The sequence below is a fragment of the Polystyrenella longa genome (assembly GCF_007750395.1).
GTDB classification, from domain to species: domain Bacteria; phylum Planctomycetota; class Planctomycetia; order Planctomycetales; family Planctomycetaceae; genus Polystyrenella; species Polystyrenella longa.
In genome coordinates, this window is the sequence record NZ_CP036281.1 from 4,486,953 (window position 1) to 4,505,758 (window position 18,806).

Consider the following 18,806-nt stretch of genomic DNA (forward strand, 5'->3'; position numbering starts at 1 on the left):
GCAAGATCGAATTGCCAAGAATAACGGTGAACAGCTCTAGCTCTTCTGGTCGTCTTCCTCGTCGTCGTCATCAAAGAAGCTGAAATCAATTTCATCATCTTCTTCAAGATTCAGGTCGTCGCCAGAATCGGTTGAGTCCGTAACAGCGATATCGTCATCATCTTCCAACGCATTCAGGAAGTTCTGAGCTGCCGATTCGTCATCGTCGTCGATGATCAAATCATCTTGCTCGTCGTCCAGAGCGATAATCGTCTCTGTTTTCTCCAGGTCGTTTTCGGCCTCGTCCAGGTTGATTTCGGCAATTGTTTCGAGTGAAGAAGAATCTTCCGCTTTCTCAGGATCGTAAGCGGGAATTTCTGTACCTGTATCCTCGTCGTCATCTCCCCAGTCGAGATCATCCGCAGAGTCTTCGACGATTACGATTTCCTCGTCATCATCATCGTCATCGTCCAGGCTGATCACGGCCGAGTCTTCGATAACGATTTCCTCATCGCTTTCTTCAAAGGCAATCGCATCAGAAGATTCTGACAGCACCACTGGTTCTTCGTCCTCGTCCATTTCGGAGAGAAAGTCACCGGCAATATCTTCGTCGTCCGTATCAAGATCGAAAGCACTGGTGGAGGCGAGCACACTGTCGTCTAGCTGATCGTCATCATCAGTATCGTCGTACCCTTCGATGACGAGGTCCTCTTCATCATCGTCAAACTCATCTTCAACTACCAGGGCACTGGCGGGCGAGTCTTCTTTGATGACCATTTCCTCTTCGAGGTCGAGGTCCATATCTTCGTCATCACTTAAATCAATCTCGTCGTCCAGGTCGATATCACTGGCCCCGAGAGCAACCGCGGTATCGTCCGCTTCGTCGAGGGCGAAATCGATTTCTTCGGACTCATCGTCGTCGACTTCGGCGACAATTTCTTCGTCTTCTTCGATGACGATTTCGTCGTCAGAAACCAAGTCATCCAAATCAAAATCGGAGGTTGCAGCCATGATGTCATCATCTTCGTCCATATCGACGACATCACTTTCTGAAACACTACCTTCAGCGACACTATCGTGCAGTCCTGACAGTGTACTTTCCGAGTCGAGGCCCATATCGCTGATATCAAAGTCATCGGTGACTGCGACGGCATCGGCGGATCCCATTTCGGAATCATCGTCTAAATCGAGATTGTCTAACTCAACATCGCTGTTTTCGTCAACAACGGCGACCGGTTCATCGTCATCGTCCATAAAGTCATCAAGGTCGAAGTCGTCCGTCGCTGCAATCGTCGTGGAAGATTCGGTGACTTCAATCTCACCCGTCTCTTCAACATTGATGTCATCATCAATCCCAGGGCCTGTATAAGCTTCCAACGCATCCGCGGTTTCCGCGTCGTCGGAATCACCAACCATTAACTCGCTCGTTGAATCTGATACAATGATATCCGAGTCTTCGGCGAACGGATCGTCGCTGTCGAAGTCATCTTGTCCCATTTGAACTTCGAAGTCATCGCCCGTCATGGTCTCACTGACCAGTACACCTGAGGTTTCCAAGTCACCATCGTCGAAGAAGTCTTCACCCAGCAAATCGGATTTCGATTCTTCTTCGACTGGCGGGGGTGCAGCAGCGGCATTACCAGAATCGGTTTCCTCGCCCATCTCTTCACGAGCAGCGGCTTCTTCGATGGCGCGTTCTGCTTTTCGTTCTTTAATATGTTGATACAACAGGATAAACGGTGTGGCAATGATAGCGGCCGAACAGAGCAGCGCCAGCGCATTGGCAATCCAGATGGCTGTCCCCATGTTGCCACCGTAATTCACGATGGACATCGCCAGCACGAATGCAAAAATGCCCGCGGGAACCACAGCCACTAGAGAGACCAACGTCGTCTGTAATTTATTCACTTAAAAACCTCGCCTGTATCAGGTGCAGAGGGTGTCAATCCTGTTAGCAGTCCTTACCTTGATATTCTATGACAGTAATCCTTACTTATGTCGTAATTTACCTATTCTCACTACAGTAGAACTCTTACGAACAGGGCAGGCAACCTGCATTTCATCGATTCGACCCAAAAAATAAGGGTTGTGACGGTTATCCATGAGAATTCAACCAGCGGAATTGGCAGATCTCCGCGACCGTTTCTGTTACGATGGAGGAGTCACCTGACTTTCCCGCATTCAAGCGACGGTCGAACCGTTCTCAAACACAATAACCGATCACACGTTCACTTGGAGAAATTCTCTCACCCATGAAACTCGGATTGATCAACTCTGCCTGGGCTCAGGCGGGACGCGAAACCGCTTGGGGAATTGCCCAGACCCGCAATATCGGATTCGACTGCATCGACATCTTTGCCGATCCACTGGACATTTCCATTCAGGAACGCCGGTTAATCGCGTTAGAATGCCAGAAACAGGGCCTACCCATCGTTTCAATCTGTTGCGTAGCCACCGGCTTGATCGACCTGAATCCCTCTGTTCAGCAGTTTCACGTTGACCGCTGCGAGGCTTATCTGGACCTCTGCTATGAGTATCAGGCGGACAATCTGTTGCTCGTTCTGGGGGAGTATATCTGGAACAGGGAAGTCATTCCGCCAGACGAACAATGGAAGTGGGCCGTCGACAATTGCCGGGTCCTGGGTGCTTACGCGGAGCAGCTGGGTGTAAAAATTGCGTTAGAACTCGAACCATTTCCACTCTCGTTGTTGAACAACGTGGAGAACATGGTACGATTCCTCAACGATGTGGATCACCCCGCAGTGAATGCCAATATCGATATTTCGCATCTGCAACTGGCCGATGTAGCACCAAAAGAACTACAGCGCTTGAAGGGCCGGGCCATTCACGTTCATATATCGGACTGTGATGGCAACGTGCATGGCGATCTGCCTCCGGGTCGGGGAGTGGTCAATTTTCTCCCTTATCTGGAAGAGATTGCCACGATGGATATCGAGGGAGCCATTTCTCTCGAACTCGAATACTCGCCCGAACCTGATAAAATCGTCGAATGGGTCACCGAAGCTTATCAGGAAACTGACCGGCTGTTGCAGCAGGTAGGACTACGCGACTAAAATCGCTCCGCCTGAATCGCCCATACGAAGTATTCCACAGGAACTTTCTGCCTTGCAGAAAGTCTCCTCCCACCCGCCAGGGGGCTCTCACGACGAGGACTCCCTCCAACCTGTACATGATGTTACCAAGTCACTCGTCGTTCATTAGTAACGCCCCAAACTTACAGTCCTTAAATTAGTAACCGAGATAAGAAGAAAAACATGTCTGACCTGATTGCACCTCATGGTGGTTTGTCTGAACCTGTCTGCTGCACCGTTTCCGAGTCTGAAAAAGACGCATTCCTGGCGGGAGCCGCTGACCTCCCCAAAGTTCCGGTTTCCTCCGCGGACCTCTCCACAGTTTACCGTATTGCTGACGGTACCCTGAGCCCGCTGACCGGCCCGATGAACAGCGAAGCCTGGAACTTGGCGCTCGACGAAAAAGTCGTCATGAGCAACGGCAAAAAATACGCCTGGACCATTCCACTCGCATTCCCTATCACTGCTGAATTGGCCGGAACTCTTTCTGCTGGACAGAAAGTCGCCCTGACCAACCCGAGTGGCGAAATCGTCGCGACACTCGACATCAATGATGTCTACGAATGGGACAAACCCAAATACATCAAATGTGTCTACGGTACCGAACGTACTGACCACCCCGGAGCCGCCATGGTGATGGAAGGTGACAAAGAAAACACTCATCTTCTCGGTGGCGAGCTGAAAGCATTGCCTCAGCCCAAAAGCCCTGCTATCGGCCAGTACGTACTGACCCCTCGCGAAGTTCGTGCTTTGCTCGCCGAAAAAGGCTGGGACGCCGCTGTTGCTTTCCAGACTCGTAACCCGCTGCACCGTGCTCACGAGTACGCCCTGGTTTACGCCTTGGAAGTCCTGCTCAAAGAAGGCAAAAATGCCGGTGCTGTACTGAATCCGCTGATCGGCGAGACCAAAAGCGACGACGTCAGTGCTGAAATCCGTATGGAAACTTACGAAAAGCTGATCACCGACCGCGCCATGGGCGACGGCGACAGCGACAGCGAACTGTGGGAGCCCCGCGGAGAATCTGTTCCTGATCGCGTAATCCTGCTCGGCCTCGACATCAAAATGTTCTACGGTGGTCCCAGCGAAGCTGTCATGCATGCGATCTACCGTCAAAACATGGGTTACACCAACATCGTTATTGGTCGTAAACATGCCGATGCCCCCTTCCAGGATGGTACCGCCATCTGGGGTGACTTCGACGCTCAGGAAATCTTCGACAACCTGAATGGCGAACTGCTGATCAAACCCGTTAATGTTGGATTCGCTGCTTACTACGAGTCAATCGGCCGTGTTGATCTGATGGAAAACCACAAAGACGAAAAACCAGTATTCATCTCTGGTAAAGACGTCCGGGCGACTCTGTTGAAAGGCGATATGGTTGATCCCCGTATCATGCGTCCCAGCACTTCCAAAATTCTGGCCGAAGCAATGGCCAGCTAAGCTCCAGCCAATTTGATTTTGGCTGTTAAAAACATCAACGACTCATGCCCTGTTCACGCAGGGCATTTTTTATGCGCCCTCCATATATCGAATGGAACGTGACGAGCCTGATTAATTAACCGAAGCCCTCATCGCAACTTGTCTTACGGTCCAAATGGGACTCACACCGGTCGAGAGATATCAATCATGTCAATTGTAGGAATCCAGGGTTCATGTAAAACTAAAATCAGGGCAAAAATAGGTCGGCTTCACGCTTGACCCTCCCGAACGATTTGACATAATGCGTGCAGTAACAATTTGTTATTTCTTGCGGGTGTAGCTCAGTTGGTAGAGCACCACGTTGCCAACGTGGTTGTCGAGGGTTCGAATCCCTTCACCCGCTCTTTTTTATGGACTGTTCGCAGGAGCAGCCCCCTCGAACGTTAATCTGGCTACTTTGCCCGGTTTTCCATCGAGAATAAGCCCTCCGCCGGTTTTGATATTATTCTCAGTCTGTATAATCTCAGACTACCCGTAAACTCTTAACAAAGTTTTTTCGAGTAGTAATCGGCAGCGAGAATCGACGGTTCGCGCGGCCAAACGACAGGCCTGTTGCAGAGTTAATCCTGCCGCTTACAACCTCTCCAAGGTATTGAATATTACTGTCCCTCCCTGCGGGTTGGCTTTAGGTATTCCCCGGTCTGATTTTCAGGTCAGGCATCGGGAAGTGACTTTTCCGCCATCGGCCCGCAGATGTTGATTAACAGTATTGTTCCACTCGATGTATCTTTCAGTTGATACACTACTCAGAGAGTCAACCATGTTGTGAGAGACAGCCAGTCGCTTGAACGCAGACTGTTGGCTTTCTGTTATCCCATAATCATCCAGAAGAACTATCCAGGATCCACGATCGTTCAACGGTATTGATGTCAGCTCGTGCGAAACACGATCACCGTTGCCGCTCCTGAAGGAATGCACGCATGACTTCCGAAGAAGAAACGACCCCGACTGAAGGTGCTGTCGCCGAAAAGCCGAAACTCGATCTCGATGTCAAAATCGAGAATGCGGGACCTTGCCGTAAACACATCTCCGTCAAAATCAAACGAGATGATATTGATCTCGCTATCGACGAGTCGGTTAAGGAGTTATCCAATACCGCCGCAATCCCCGGTTTCCGCGTAGGCCACGTTCCTGCGGATCTCGTCCGTAAACGTTTCAAAACGGAACTGACTGACCAGGTCAAACAAAAATTACTCGTTGAAAGTCTGGAACAGATTTCGGAAGAGAACGAATTCGATCCGATTAACGAGCCCGATATCGATGTCGAAACTCTGGACATCCCCGAAGAGGGTGATTTCGAGTATGAATTCGACGTCGAAGTTCGTCCTGACTTCGATCTGCCGAACTACGAAGGTCTGAAAATCGAGCGACCCAACTGGGAAATCTCTGACGAAGACATCAACGCTTTCATGAAACGATACGCCGAACAGTACGGCGAATCATCTGAAAAAGACGGCGAAGTCGCTGGAGGCGACACCATTGTCTGCTCTGTCGAATTCGCCAAAGAGGGTGAAGTCATCAACAAAATGACGGACCTTCGTCTGCAGGTTCGTTCGACGCTTCGCTTCCACGATGCCGAGCTGAAAGACTTCGAAAAACTCGTCAGTGGCTCCAAAGCGGGCGACAAAGTCGAAACGGATATTAAAATATCCGACGAAGCGGAAAAAGTGGAACTGCGTGGCGAAACGCTGAAGGCAACCTTCAAAATCACCAGCGTCCACCAGACCGAAACTCCCGATGTGGATGACGAACTGGCAACTCGCATTGGCTTCCCAGATATCGAAACCTTCCGCAAACAGGTTGCCGACACACTGGAACGCCAGCGAACTTACGAACAACGTCAGGCAACCCGCCGACAGGTTCTCGAGAAAATCACCGAATCCGCCGACTGGGACCTTCCTGAAAACCTCGTTCTCCGTCAGGTCGAAAACGCTCTGCGTCGAGAAATCCTCGAAATGCAGCAGGCTGGTTTCACCCGTCAGGAAATTCAGGCTCACGAGAATCAACTCCGTCAAAACGCACTGACTTCGACTCGTCAGGCTCTGAAAGAACACTTTGTTCTCGACCGGATCGCCACGCACGAAGACATCAACGTCGAGATGGCCGAGATCGACATGGAAATCCAGCTGATGGCGATGCAGTCGGGCGAAAATCCCCGTCGTGCTCGTTCTCGACTGGTTAAATCGGGGGCGATTGAAAACCTCGATGCTCAGATTCGTGAGCGTAAAGCGATCGACGTCATTTTGAGCAAAGCTGAGTTCGTCGACACCGACAAAAAACCGGATACAGACAACTCCATCACCGCTGTGGCCCGTCCTATCGCAGGCACGATTGCTGACGCGGTTGAAGAGGAAGAAGCCGAAGGCGACGACGAATAATCTCGTTGCTCGACTCTTAAACCAACGAAACGACTGGAATTTATTCCAGTCGTTTTTTTATGCTTAGTTCTTGCCCAAGATAAGTGTGAGGGTGGAACAAAGGAACGCGTTTTTTAAAGCGTGATTGTTACCGGCAAAATTCGCCCTACTGAAATGGTTTACGCTAGAGCGCATTCCGGTTAACCGTAGCGTGTTCTGGCGGCGTAGCCTGCTGTATTTAAGGGCTTTTAGGGACCGATAGCCGCCACACTTATCCTGGACAGGATCTAGAGAGATTCATACCGTTGGGAGCAGAAATGAACAGGACGGCAAGATGATGAGGACGGAAAGATGAAAATTGACATCTACCCGGTCGAGTCCTTCGACGGCACAAAGTTGCTGGTGCGGCATTTTCACGCCGTCTCTGAACTAACCCGTCGAACGCTTCTCTTCACTCACGGACTTTCCGAACATGGAGGACGCTATGAACACTTTGGTATGCACTTCGCCCTTCAGGGCTGGAATGTCATCATCCACGACTTACGGGGGCACGGACAATCCGAAGGTCCTCGAATGCATGTCGATCGCTTTGACAACTTCTGTTCTGACCTGCACGCCATTCGCCAGCATTTCAAACTGGCCCCCGAACATTTAACCATGATCGGCCATAGTCTGGGGGGGTTAATTACCGCTCGGGATGCTCAAATTCACACACAGGCCAGTCAACGGATGATTCTGCTCTCCCCATTCCTGGGGATGGTCCGTAAACCACCCGTGTGGAAATGGTACATGGGAAAGCTACTTTATCATCTAGCTCCCCGAACTCTCTTCGCGACAGAAATCAAACCCACCGAAACGACCAGCAACCCCGCAGCGGCTGCGCGGCGAGCCTACGACCCGTTAAGTAGTGAAAGCATCAGCGCAGGACTCTTCTTTGAATGTCAGCAAGCACTGCACGACGTCTGGGTGAAAGCCGATCGCATTCAAGTGCCGACTCTCTTATATCAGGCTGAGAACGACTCTCTCGTCAATGCAGAATCTGCGATGAGTTGGCTGTCTATGATTAACGAGATGGGTCGTGTCCCATGCGAGGGCAAACTTTTCGCGGGTCATAAGCATGAACTTCTGAACGAAGCCGATTGGGAACAGACCTGCAACTCGATCCAAAGTTGGATCGAGTTGCCTCTCGATGATCCGCTTAAGCAGGTAGCTCCTACTCAACCGACGGTATCCTGAATCCTTCAATCAGCCTATTGACCAAAGTTCTGCTTCGACCAGGGAGAATTTTTCATTACTGGGGCATCAGCAAAAGGATTGTTTGTATCCAATGCTGGTAAATAACGATCCTGAGGGAGGGCAGTTGTCTGCGGAGCAGCCTGTGTCAGATCTCCAGTTGAGGGAAGATTCTGAGCGCCTGAGGTAAAAGGATTGTTCATTGCGGGAACATTCTGCACTGCGGGGACATTTTGCACTGCGGGGACCTGATGCATCGCGGGAATCTTGGTTGGTTGTGGATTGTGGTTCAAGTAATTAATCAGTTTCGGAGTCGCCTTGTTAATTAATACAATTCGAGGTTCCGCGTTGGGATCGCCATTGGGGCGAACCAGGCAAATGATCTCGGAGTTTCCGGATTGAGCCAAGGCTTGCTGCAACAGTTCCATCTCCCGGGACCCGGGCTGTGGCATCGTGTTCGCGACATTCGCATTGGGCTGAGATCCCTCGGCCAGATTCCCAAACGGATCGCCCCCCCTCATTTGTTGCGAAGGCAAATTCTCTTCCAACGAAGGAAAGCTGGAAGGTGCGGGTGTATCGGCAATCACGCTTTCCGTTTCAATTGTTGCGGGATGCAGGAACGAAACCTGAGATTGGTCAAGGAATCGATAGATAGGCTTCAAGCTTGTGTAGATGCCCCGTTGATCTTCCGGTTGGGCACAGATACAGACACCCACCAATTCTCCTCCCGAAGTAAACAGTCCGCCACCAGAACGTCCCCGCTCGGGTACGGTCGTGCATTCAATCGTGTCTGGACCTTCATAGCGGTTCAACTGTGTGACTTCCATTTTAATCTGAGTTGGCAGTTCGCCACCACCACAGCCAATACTGCAAACTTCTTCCTGTGGAACCGGCAGGCTGGTTAGAGAAGCTACAGGTGATGTGGGAAACTCATAATTAAACTGGAGATAAAGCAATCCAAGGTCGACTGCTTCCGCGTCGTAGTTAACCAGCTTCGCTTTGAGAGTGCGTGGTTTCCCTTGGTAAAACACGTCAACTTCGACTTCTTCTCCCTGCTTCAAACCACGGAAGATATGACCGCAGGAGAGAATATATGTTTTCTGATTAGAGCTGGAGATAATGGTACCAGTTCCAAAGTTGACTCCCCCTCCATCGCTAACTCGAATTCGTACAGTTGAGATCGCCCCTTGTGAAAAATCGACAGCAGTCTCGGTGGCTGCCAGGTCCGATTCCGGACGAACAGCCTGAGCAGTGACGGAGGCCGGTTTTTCCTTGGCACCTAAACCAAAGGATCCAAAATCAAACGCGTTGTTAGACTCTTCATTCACAACAAACTTGATTTCGTGTCCTGCTGAATTTCCAGATGAAGAAGTCGCCCCATCAAGAGATCGCTTTTCACCGTTCACTTCTGCGAGTGCTTTGTACTTTTGCAGATTATTATCACGCGCGGTCGTTGCTGTGGCCAGCATTTCCTGCAATGTCTGCTGAAACCCTTCCCCGCTGTAATACAGTTGTCGTTGTTTGATTTTGCCGTCGACCAGCAGGACGAAGCAAGGCAGAGCATTTACGCCCATTCTGTTCATCAGGCCTGAGTTCTTGTCGGCGTCGACCTTCTGGATTGGATATCCATCTCGAACCAGTTTGGAAACCATCGGTGCGATTTTGCGACAAGGTCCACACCAGGTGGCGGAAAATTCGAGGACAATATTCCTACGTTCCATCTTGTCGATGACATCGTCTTCGATAGCGTAGAGAGAAGTCGTACAGAGTCCGATAATGAGGGTCGAGACAAGAATCCGTTGAGCTTTAATGGCTGGCACTCCCTTTGTCGTGGTGAATCAGAAGCGTCATGGCTTCGTCTCACCGAATCTGAGGGGACAGTGGGAGCAGAGAAAGTCTCAGACAAAAAGCGGGCAGCAAAATATCAGCCGTCCTCAACCGGGCAGGCTGAGAATCAGGACAAACTGTTTGGCTTCCGTGCCTTCATTGTAAGATTGACAAAAAACTATTGCCAATTTTACAAAAACACCTCAGGAATTTGTGGGTGGGCTACTGAGGTGCTTGTTGAGCAATCCATGCTCCGATCACTGCGATCGTCTGTGTTATTAGGGTTTTGAATGAATTCAAATCCATTGAATCCATCCGACTTGAGGAGAAAAATCATTTTTCTCTCAATTACCAAACAAAAACTGCAGATGCCGTGCCAGATCTTCTCTAATTTTGCCTGTTTTTCAACTATTAAAGAGAGACTGACAATATGAACAGATAGTCGGGCAAGTTATTCCCGATTTAGAAAAAACGACGCTCATCTCCAGAGAGGTTGTGTACCTCACGGCTTCGGGCGGACTATAATAGATAACTTGAGCTCGCTTTCCGCCGCATATTCTCGGTCAATTGCCGAACTGGTCGCAAGAAAGAGCTCGACCATCCTCCTACGCCAATTCTCCATCAGGCTTGGCACTCGAGTACTGACGATTTTCACGAAGATGCCATACTGTCTTTTTGAATAGATATCTGGCACAGTTTCAATCGTTAGTGGCTCCCTTCCTACCCCGAACCATCCGACGAGACGTCTGCATGGCCCGCCCGAAAATATACGATTCTTCCCAGCCCCTGCCTGTTCGTTCGCTACTCTGGCTGTATGAATTTCTAGCCTCTCTTAAACTGGCTGTGATTCTCATTCTGTCATTAGCGATTGTGCTGGCATACGCGACGTTTGTCGAAGCGCACCTGGGAACCAAAGCGGTCCAGTGGTACCTCTATCACTCCGGCGCATTTGCCGGATTGCTGTCCCTGCTTGCAATCAACATCTTTTGTGCTGCTTCGATCAGGTATCCTTGGAAACGGCACCAGACCGGGTTTGTTGTCACCCACATCGGCCTGCTCGTCCTCTTGGGAGGTTCGGCTATTAGTTTTATGGGTAGCTTGAACTCGCAGATGCTCGTCTTCCTCGATGACTCCAGCCAGATGGCAATCGACTTGGACGAATCGGGTTACCTTCAAATCGATGGCCTCCCTGATCACCCTGAAACTTTCACGCAGATAATCCCCTTGGGTCCGTTTAACTGGAATTCTTACCACGACAAACCGTTCAGCCAGAAACTGTCCGAACGATTTGGTTGGTCGTCGGAAGAGTGGGAACATGACCCTCTGAGTATTTATAAGAGCGATAACTATCAGATTGATGTCGTCAACTACTATTCCGCCAGCGAAGTACACCAGCTCCCTTTCCTCGACCTGACTTTCAGCCAGGAGGTTATCGGTGCGGAAATGGATATCGACCTCGAATGGCAGGAAGGGCGTCCCTTCGCGGAAGCCCCGTTTGGAGGTATGGGAAATGTCCTGATGTGGAAAACGGAGGATCCCAAGGATCTCAAACGTTTTCAGGAAGCCCGACCACAGCGATTCGTCGCGGGTGATGGCGTTCTGGCCGTCTGGTCGGAAGGCGAGGTCTACCACATCAATGTCGCCGAACTTCAACGCTTGAAGGAAAAAGAAGAAGGGCCTTACGAACTCGATAATGGCCTGCAGCTCGAACTCCTTGGTTTCGCTCCTACACTTGATTTGCGCCTGCTGACGACGACTGGCGAATTCGTCTCCCAGAGTGACCAGCCACAAATGCCCGCTGTCGAGCTATTAATCACCGAGCCTTCGGAATCAGAAGAGGGAAAACCCAAGGAATACCGCATCGTCCGCTTGGCGCGGTACCCGGTGAACACCATCGTCACTCGTCCGGATGATTTCTACGTCGAATATTATCACCCGGAGATGGAGGGGCGTGTTGACATTTTGATGGGGCCCGATAATAAGCTCGCTTATCGTGTCTGGCAGAAGGGAACCAAAATGGTTGTCGGTGCCGGAGACCTCAACGTCAATGAGTCGATTGACACTTGGTCAATGGGGGGGGGCAAGAACGTCTGGTCGATGCGACTCAACCGTTTTCTCACTCCCGATGAAGACAACGATAAATCCTGGGACGTTTTTCCGGTTGAATTCAGCAAAGAGGCAGACGGACAGTCCAAACGAATAAAAGTCCGCGTCACCTGGAAAGAAGATAACCAAACCAAAACAGACGAGTTCTGGCTCGGTCAAAATCTCCCCTCTCCGTGGGTCGAAGCGGGTCGGTCACAAATTCACCGGACCGATCTGGGCGACGGCGAAGGGTTGAACGTCTCTTACAATGTAAGACAAACTGACGTCGGTTTCGCGATGAAACTGCTCGACTTCGATCTCGACGTCGATCCGGGAACCAGCATGGCTGCCAATTACACCAGCCATCTGCTGCAACTGGACGTACGCAACCGAGCGGAAATTACGGACCTTCAGGAACAACTGGAGGCCGAATCCAATCCCGCCCAACGACAGGTCCTCTCCACTCAAATTAACGAAACGAGAAAAGGCCTGTTCACTTCCCTCTTCAAAGAATATGAAGAACTGCCTGAAGAGAAACGTGAGGAATGGATTGCTTCACACGACGAGGCGGCATTACATGTCATCACAATGAACGAACCGCTCGACTATCCTGATCTGGAAGGTCGACCGTTACGGTTCTTTCAGGAGAACTACCTCCCACCCGACCCTCCCGCTCGAGCTTTTTATGGTTCAATCTTCCGCGTGAATTACGACCCAGGTCGTCCGGTTAAATATTTAGGTTCGGCTCTGATTACGTTGGGAATTTTTCTAATGTTCTACATGCGAGCGTATTTCTTTAAACGCACACACAAACAGAATGTTACAGCAGAACAAGCAGGCGAATCTGTTCCTCAACCCAGTGAAGAGGAACCTGTTTCGGTTTGATCCGTTGATCTCCGAGGTAAAACCTCAATCGATCTTTTTACAGCAGATTCAACTTGCCACATTGCCTATAACGAAACCCGCACTACCCCATTGAGGTTGTTTGCGATGCTTAATTTGAAGCGATTTTCTTCATTATTGATTCTTCTCTCGACTCTATTCATCACAGGGATGGAGACCGACAACGTTCGCGGCGACGAAGGTGCTGCCTCTGCGCATGTCGATTTTGACTGGTCTGCCTGGCAACGAATCCCGGTACTTGATGAAGGTCGTATTAAACCGATCGATACCTTCGCCGAGGAAGTCGTCACACTGGTCACCGGTCGTGCTAAATGGGAAGATCCCGAATCGGGAATCAAATACAAAGCTCCGGAACTTTTCTACGCCTGGATCGCAGATCCGGAAGAATGGTTAAACCGAAAAATTCTTTCCTGTAGCTTCCGTCCATTGCGTAATATTCTAAACACAGAAAATTCTGTTCTAGAAGAAAAAGGGACGTATGTCTCGGTCCGAGATTTGATGGACTGGGACAAGTCCATGGAACAGGGAAAACCTGTTTTCTGGTCCGAAGATTTTCAGCAACGGATCCGTGACCTCGACACCGCCAGTAAACAGGAAAAACAACCCGATCAGGTTGGTGACACGGTTGAAGATCGACGCATCAACGCGAAAGTCGCAGAGCTTTACAAACATTTGCAAACCTTCCTGACCGTTCGAGAAGCGCGAAACTTATATATCGTACCGGGTCTCGATCCTCGCACAGTCACTGCCGCGTTAAATCCGGATGACCGTTTGAAACATTGGGTATCTCTGGGAGCCTTCCTCAACCGTGAAGATTGGGCAACTCATCCCGACGTCACCGTCGCAGCATTAATGGCTGACAGTGTGGTTCCTAACGAAGAAGAAGGCCAGCAGTCGCTTCTTTCCTGGGTTGTCGAGATGGGTGGCGTTTATCCTCCCGCACATTTCCCTCAACTGGCAAAAGCACATGCCTCTCGCGAAGAAGTCCTCGTCGGTGTCAAAGACTTGGAAGAATCGTTCAACGCGACTAGGACTGCATACGACGCTAATGATGCCAACGAATTCTCCAAGGCGATGATTAACTTCGAACAGGAAGTACGTCGACTCGCAGGAGTGATGGAAGAAAAGCGGGTGGAACTGACTCCTCCCGAAGCGAAATCGATGGACTTTGGTTTGTTCAATGACCAGATTTGGAATATTTATCAACCGCTCGAAATCGACCAGTCAGTCATCGCCTCTTCGGCCTATCCCGCAGAAGGCTCGACGAATTGGGAAATGAAATACAACAAATCGCAACCGTTCCGCTCGGCTTGGATTTACTTCCTCGTCGCGATCATCATCACGGTGCTGTCAATGATGGTTCGTAAGGAACGACTCGTCTATACACTGGCTTTGATTACCACCATCGGCGCAATCGTTTACTCGACGTGGGGGTTCTTTCTACGGATCGTCATCAGCGGTCGCCCCCCAGTCACCAATATGTACGAGACTGTCGTCTGGGTATCCTATGTGGTGGCCATTCTGGGACTCTGGTTCTGCTTGCTTCCGTTCCTCTGGCCGGGTTTAAAGAAAAGCTGGGATGCTACACGGCTTCCCTTTTCTTTCCGCAAATCGACGCCGGAACAAAAAGAGTCAAAAACCGATTCTTCCATGTCTATTTTCCGGGCCATCGCGCTCCTGTTGCAAGTCACTGGATTTGTCGGGATCGTGTGGTTCCTGACGAATAGTAATACGACCTTCAAGATCATCGATCTCTATCCTCCGATTTTCAATCACGTGTTTTCCTTCGGAGAACTCGGTGTCTGGATAACGGGAATCTCTACTGTCCTACTTTCTGCCTGGTACTTCCCGCGGGCCGTCATTGCTTTAGTGGGTGGATTGATTACGGTTCCAGCCTCCTTCAAATCCTGGAATGACCAAACCTGGACACAAGCCTTCGACCGTCGCTTCTTCCTGCTGGGAGCATTGCCAGTCGCTTGTCTGGGAATGATGCTCGCTTACTTCGTCGGCGTGCGTAGCCCAGATATTCTAAACCCACGTATTGGCTCCATCGCCGCAGTTCTGAGAAATAACTACTGGTTGACGATTCACGTTCTGACGATCGTTTCCAGTTACGGTGCAGGCGCCCTCGCCTGGGGCCTTGGGAATCTCGCTCTGCTCTACTATCTGGTCGGCAGTTACCGAAAACCCGGAACCGCGACCGCAGGGGCACCTAAGGAATCATTTTCTTCGCGAATGAAACAGGCGAAAAAAGCAATGAATCCCTCGGTCGTTGCCGCTTCATTGAAGAAGAATGTGACTGGTTTCGGATCGGGTGATAAACATCTCGAAACATCCAAACGGCGACCACCGCAGGAAGTTTCTACCCTTGCGAATTACACCTACAAGGCAATGCAAGTCGCCGTGTTGTTACTCGCTGCGGGTACGATTCTCGGTGGGCTTTGGGCCGATGTTTCCTGGGGCCGATTCTGGGACTGGGACCCAAAAGAAGTTTGGGCCTTAATTTCCCTGCTCGTCTATCTGGTCGTGCTGCACGGTCGATTCGCTGGCTGGGTCGGAACGTTGGGAACCAACATTGGCGGTGTACTCTGCTTTAATGCCATTCTCATGTCCTGGTACGGAGTGAACTTCGTTCTACCTCAAATCCACGGTTGGTTAACCGGCTCCAATGCCCCTACCGCCGTCGGACTGCACAGCTACGCCACGGGTGCGGGTGGGTTGGAATATGTCATCGCCGCCGTGCTGTTGAACCTGTTATTGGTCGTCGCGGCCGGTAGTCGCTATTTCATGGAAACCCATTTGCTCGATTCCGGAAGCGCCGCCGCTGTTCCCCCCTCTCCGGAAGAGGAGAAACCAGAACTGGAAACAACGTCCAAATAGTCCCTCTGGAGGGTCACTGCCGATGAAACCAGTGATTGCCAAAAGTCCATAGCAAATTCTCCCTGACCGGGAAAAAACCTGACGACAGAGGTCCTACAGCATTCAACACTTGTGGGACCTCTTTTTTTCTGTCAGAATTAATAGATCACCAACCTTTGATGCGATCCCCAATCGCATTCCTGCCTTGCGTTCACCCCTCGCCTGTTAACTCAACCGAGTTCCCGCCTGATCTTCTACCTGAAGGTTAACCTGATGCTTTCCTGTTTCGATTCTGCATCTCCATGCCGTTCGTCGTTCAGCTCTTCGATGTTCAGCCGATTGCTGTTCGCGAGTCTGCTTTTGCTAACCGGCCCACTTTCCCAAATGAACGTGGCCGTCGCTGAAGAAGAACCGCCCACTTTTGAACGAGACATTCGGCCCATCTTTCGCGCGCATTGTTTCGATTGCCATGGTGCCTCGGAAGAAAGTACCAAAGGGGGCCTCGATCTTCGACTGAAACGGTTCGCTTTAGAAGGTGGAGAATCCGGAGCGGCATTGGAACCAGGCGATCCCGATTCAAGTTATCTGCTCATGCGAATTGAGTCTGGTGAAATGCCACCCGGCGATGCCCATGTCAGCCAGGACGAAATAGATACATTGCGAAAATGGATTGCCGCGGGGGCACTGACTGCACGTCCTGAACCTGAAGAGATTCCCGAGGGAATTGGCATCGCTCCTGAAGACCGCGAGCATTGGTCCTTTCAACCAATTGAACGACCGGCCACTCCTGCGCTAGATCAACTCTCTGCTCCCGAACAGGTACAGACCGACATCGATGCGTTACTGATGGCCAGCATGACGCCCAAAGGCCTGACATTCTCCGACATCGCTCGTAAAGAAACTTTAATTCGCCGTGTTGCTCTCGATCTGACCGGTCTGCAACCGACCGAAGCTGAGTTGAATCAGTTCCTTAACGACGAGTCCCCTGAGGCCTATGAGCAAATGGTCGAACGTTATCTTGCGACGCCCCACTATGGGGAACGATGGGGACGACACTGGCTGGATGTCGCGGGCTACGCTGATTCAGATGGCATGACCGAGCAGGACCGTGTCCGCCCCTTTGCGTACAAGTACCGCGATTACATCATTAAATCATTCAATGAAAACAAACCGTTCGACGAGTTGGTCGTAGAACAATTGGCGGGTGATGAGTTCGTCCCGTCTCCCTACCAGAACCTGACGGGTGAACAACAGGATTTACTGGCGGCAACTGGTTTCCTGCGCATGGCGGCTGATGGTACGAACATTGGCGGATTCAACACCGAAGAACATCGTAACATCGTGATGGCCGATACGATCAAGATCATGTCGACCTCTCTGATTGGTCTCTCTGTTGGTTGTGCTCAGTGCCATGACCATCGTTACGACCCCATCTCGCAGAAAGACTACTACCGCTTCCGAGCGATTCTGGAACCTGCCCTCAACCGGGAAAACTGGCGAACTCCGGATCAACGACTCGTTTCGTTGTATACCGACGAACAAATCCAGGCAGCTGCCGACATTGAAAAACAGGCACAGGAACTCACTGTCCAGCGAAATGCCAAACAGAAAGAATACATGGATGCGGCTCTCGAAAAAGAGCTATTAAACCATCCGGAGGAACTCCGGGAAAAGCTGAAAACGATCTACTACAAACCAGCTGGTGAACGGACCGAAGAAGAGGTCGCGTTCTACAAGAAATATCCTTCCGTCAATATCTCGCCCGGTAATCTGTATCAGTACAACACGGAAGCGGCGGAAGACTTGAAAAAGCAGGCGGCTGAAATTGAAACGGTTCGAGCTAAGAAACCGTTTCAGGATTTTGTCCCTGTTTTAAATGAAATTGCAGGACAGATTCCCAAGACTCACGTCTTTCATCGAGGCGAACCGACGCAACCGACGGATGAAGTTCAACCGGCCGCACTGGCCATCTCTGTAACCGATGGTGGTGCTGTCAATATCTCCCCCAACGAGGAATCGCGACCGATGACCGGGCGCCGTCTGGCCTACGCCAAATGGCTTACCAGCGGCAAACACCCATTAGTCGCCCGCGTGATGGTCAACCGCATCTGGATGCACCACTTCGGTCGTCCCATTGTTGCGACTCCTGGTGATTTCGGTCGCCTCGGTGTCGCTCCGGATCACCCAGAATTGCTGGACTGGCTGGCTGACGAATTCATGCAAACAGGTTGGGACATCAAACAGATGCACCGACTGATCATGACTTCAACTGTCTACAAACAAAGTTCACAGAGCCACAACAAAGGCATTGAAAAAGATCCAGAAAACTTCCATTACTGGAAAAAGCCACTGTATCGCCTCGATGCGGAAGCGATTCGCGATTCCATGTTGGCGTCAGCGGGTTCGTTTAACCGTCGTATGTATGGTGAACCAATCCCTGTGAAAGAAAACGATGTCGGCCAGATTGTCCTGGGCGTCGACAAGAAAGCTCCTTCCAATCGGCCGGGCGAAGATGTTCCTCTCTATGGCGAAGAATTCCGACGGAGTGTCTACGTACAAGCGATTCGCAGTAAACCTCACACAATGTTACGCACCTTCGATGCGCCCCAAATTGTGGTCAACTGTGAGAAACGGACTGTCTCAACAGTCGCTCCTCAGGCTCTCTTAATGATGAACAGCGACTTCTCCCTGGAAACCTCGACCATCATGGCCGAACAGCTGTTGGCAGAGTTTCCACAAAATTCCAAAATGCAAATTCAAGAAGCCTGGAAACGATCTATGTCGGAAACGATGGATGCGGAAACTGAAGCGACCGCACTCGCATTCCTGGAACAACAACAGGCTTGGTTGACCGAACACCCTCCGGAAAATCAGGATCCGAACCATCCTTACGAAACTCCAGAGAAGCAGGCACTGATCGATTTCTGCCAGGCTATCTTCAGTTCCAATGGTTTCATGTACGTCGACTAACGAATTTCTACTACGACAAACA

The 18,806-nt window shown here is 50.7% G+C and carries 9 protein-coding genes and 1 tRNA gene; 8 read left to right on the forward strand and 2 right to left on the reverse strand.

Annotated elements, in window-relative coordinates; genetic code table 11:
- Window positions 1-36: 36 nt before the first annotated feature.
- A complete protein-coding gene (locus Pla110_RS16580) occupies window positions 37-1,887 on the reverse strand; it encodes a hypothetical protein (protein ID WP_144997252.1) in 1,851 nt (616 codons plus the stop codon).
- A gap of 344 nt (window positions 1,888-2,231) precedes the next feature.
- On the opposite strand from Pla110_RS16580, the gene Pla110_RS16585 reads away from it, so the two are divergent.
- The 5 genes from Pla110_RS16585 (at window position 2,232) to Pla110_RS16605 (ending at window position 8,143) form a co-directional block, all read left to right on the forward strand.
- Window positions 2,232-3,053, forward strand: a complete 822-nt coding sequence (locus tag Pla110_RS16585; protein WP_144997254.1) for a sugar phosphate isomerase/epimerase family protein — start codon at window positions 2,232-2,234, stop codon at window positions 3,051-3,053.
- 201 nt (window positions 3,054-3,254) lie between these two features.
- Window positions 3,255-4,511 (forward strand): sulfate adenylyltransferase, encoded by a 1,257-nt coding sequence (locus tag Pla110_RS16590; protein ID WP_144997256.1) that lies wholly within the window; start codon window positions 3,255-3,257, stop codon window positions 4,509-4,511.
- 309 nt (window positions 4,512-4,820) lie between these two features.
- Window positions 4,821-4,893, forward strand: a tRNA-Gly gene (locus tag Pla110_RS16595).
- Between the two features lie 577 nt (window positions 4,894-5,470).
- Window positions 5,471-6,928, forward strand: coding sequence for a trigger factor (gene tig, locus Pla110_RS16600; protein WP_144997258.1), 1,458 nt, complete (start codon window positions 5,471-5,473; stop codon window positions 6,926-6,928).
- Window positions 6,929-7,258: 330 nt separating this feature from the next.
- Complete coding sequence (locus tag Pla110_RS16605; protein WP_144997260.1) at window positions 7,259-8,143, forward strand: alpha/beta fold hydrolase; 885 nt, start codon at window positions 7,259-7,261, stop codon at window positions 8,141-8,143.
- A 14-nt stretch (window positions 8,144-8,157) separates the two neighbouring features.
- Here the strand turns inward: Pla110_RS16605 and Pla110_RS16610 are convergent, their stop codons facing one another.
- The gene (locus Pla110_RS16610) at window positions 8,158-9,960 is read right to left on the reverse strand and encodes a trypsin-like peptidase domain-containing protein (RefSeq protein ID WP_144997262.1); all 1,803 of its coding nucleotides are present in this window, start codon (window positions 9,958-9,960) and stop codon (window positions 8,158-8,160) included.
- A 757-nt stretch (window positions 9,961-10,717) separates the two neighbouring features.
- Between Pla110_RS16610 and Pla110_RS16615 the strand changes: the two genes are divergently transcribed.
- The 3 genes from Pla110_RS16615 to Pla110_RS16625 all read left to right on the forward strand — a co-directional run bounded on the left by Pla110_RS16615 (window position 10,718) and on the right by Pla110_RS16625 (window position 18,784).
- Window positions 10,718-12,937: a cytochrome c biogenesis protein ResB gene (locus tag Pla110_RS16615; RefSeq protein WP_144997264.1), complete on the forward strand. Its 2,220-nt coding sequence runs from the start codon at window positions 10,718-10,720 to the stop codon at window positions 12,935-12,937.
- A 105-nt stretch (window positions 12,938-13,042) separates the two neighbouring features.
- The gene (locus Pla110_RS16620) at window positions 13,043-15,835 is read left to right on the forward strand and encodes a cytochrome c biogenesis protein (RefSeq protein WP_144997266.1); all 2,793 of its coding nucleotides are present in this window, start codon (window positions 13,043-13,045) and stop codon (window positions 15,833-15,835) included.
- 252 nt (window positions 15,836-16,087) lie between these two features.
- Window positions 16,088-18,784 (forward strand): PSD1 and planctomycete cytochrome C domain-containing protein, encoded by a 2,697-nt coding sequence (locus tag Pla110_RS16625; protein WP_144997268.1) that lies wholly within the window; start codon window positions 16,088-16,090, stop codon window positions 18,782-18,784.
- The last annotated feature ends 22 nt before the right edge of the window (window positions 18,785-18,806 follow it).

What these genes read in the sequence shown, in the direction of transcription:
- Pla110_RS16625 (WP_144997268.1), top strand. Translation starts at nt 16,088, where the DNA reads ATGCTTTCCTGTTTCGATTCTGCATCTCCATGCCGTTCGTCGTTCAGC.
- Pla110_RS16615 (WP_144997264.1), top strand. Translation starts at nt 10,718, where the DNA reads ATGGCCCGCCCGAAAATATACGATTCTTCCCAGCCCCTGCCTGTTCGT.
- tig (WP_144997258.1), top strand. Translation starts at nt 5,471, where the DNA reads ATGACTTCCGAAGAAGAAACGACCCCGACTGAAGGTGCTGTCGCCGAA.
- Pla110_RS16585 (WP_144997254.1), top strand. Translation starts at nt 2,232, where the DNA reads ATGAAACTCGGATTGATCAACTCTGCCTGGGCTCAGGCGGGACGCGAA.
- Pla110_RS16620 (WP_144997266.1), top strand. Translation starts at nt 13,043, where the DNA reads ATGCTTAATTTGAAGCGATTTTCTTCATTATTGATTCTTCTCTCGACT.
- Pla110_RS16590 (WP_144997256.1), top strand. Translation starts at nt 3,255, where the DNA reads ATGTCTGACCTGATTGCACCTCATGGTGGTTTGTCTGAACCTGTCTGC.
- Pla110_RS16605 (WP_144997260.1), top strand. Translation starts at nt 7,259, where the DNA reads ATGAAAATTGACATCTACCCGGTCGAGTCCTTCGACGGCACAAAGTTG.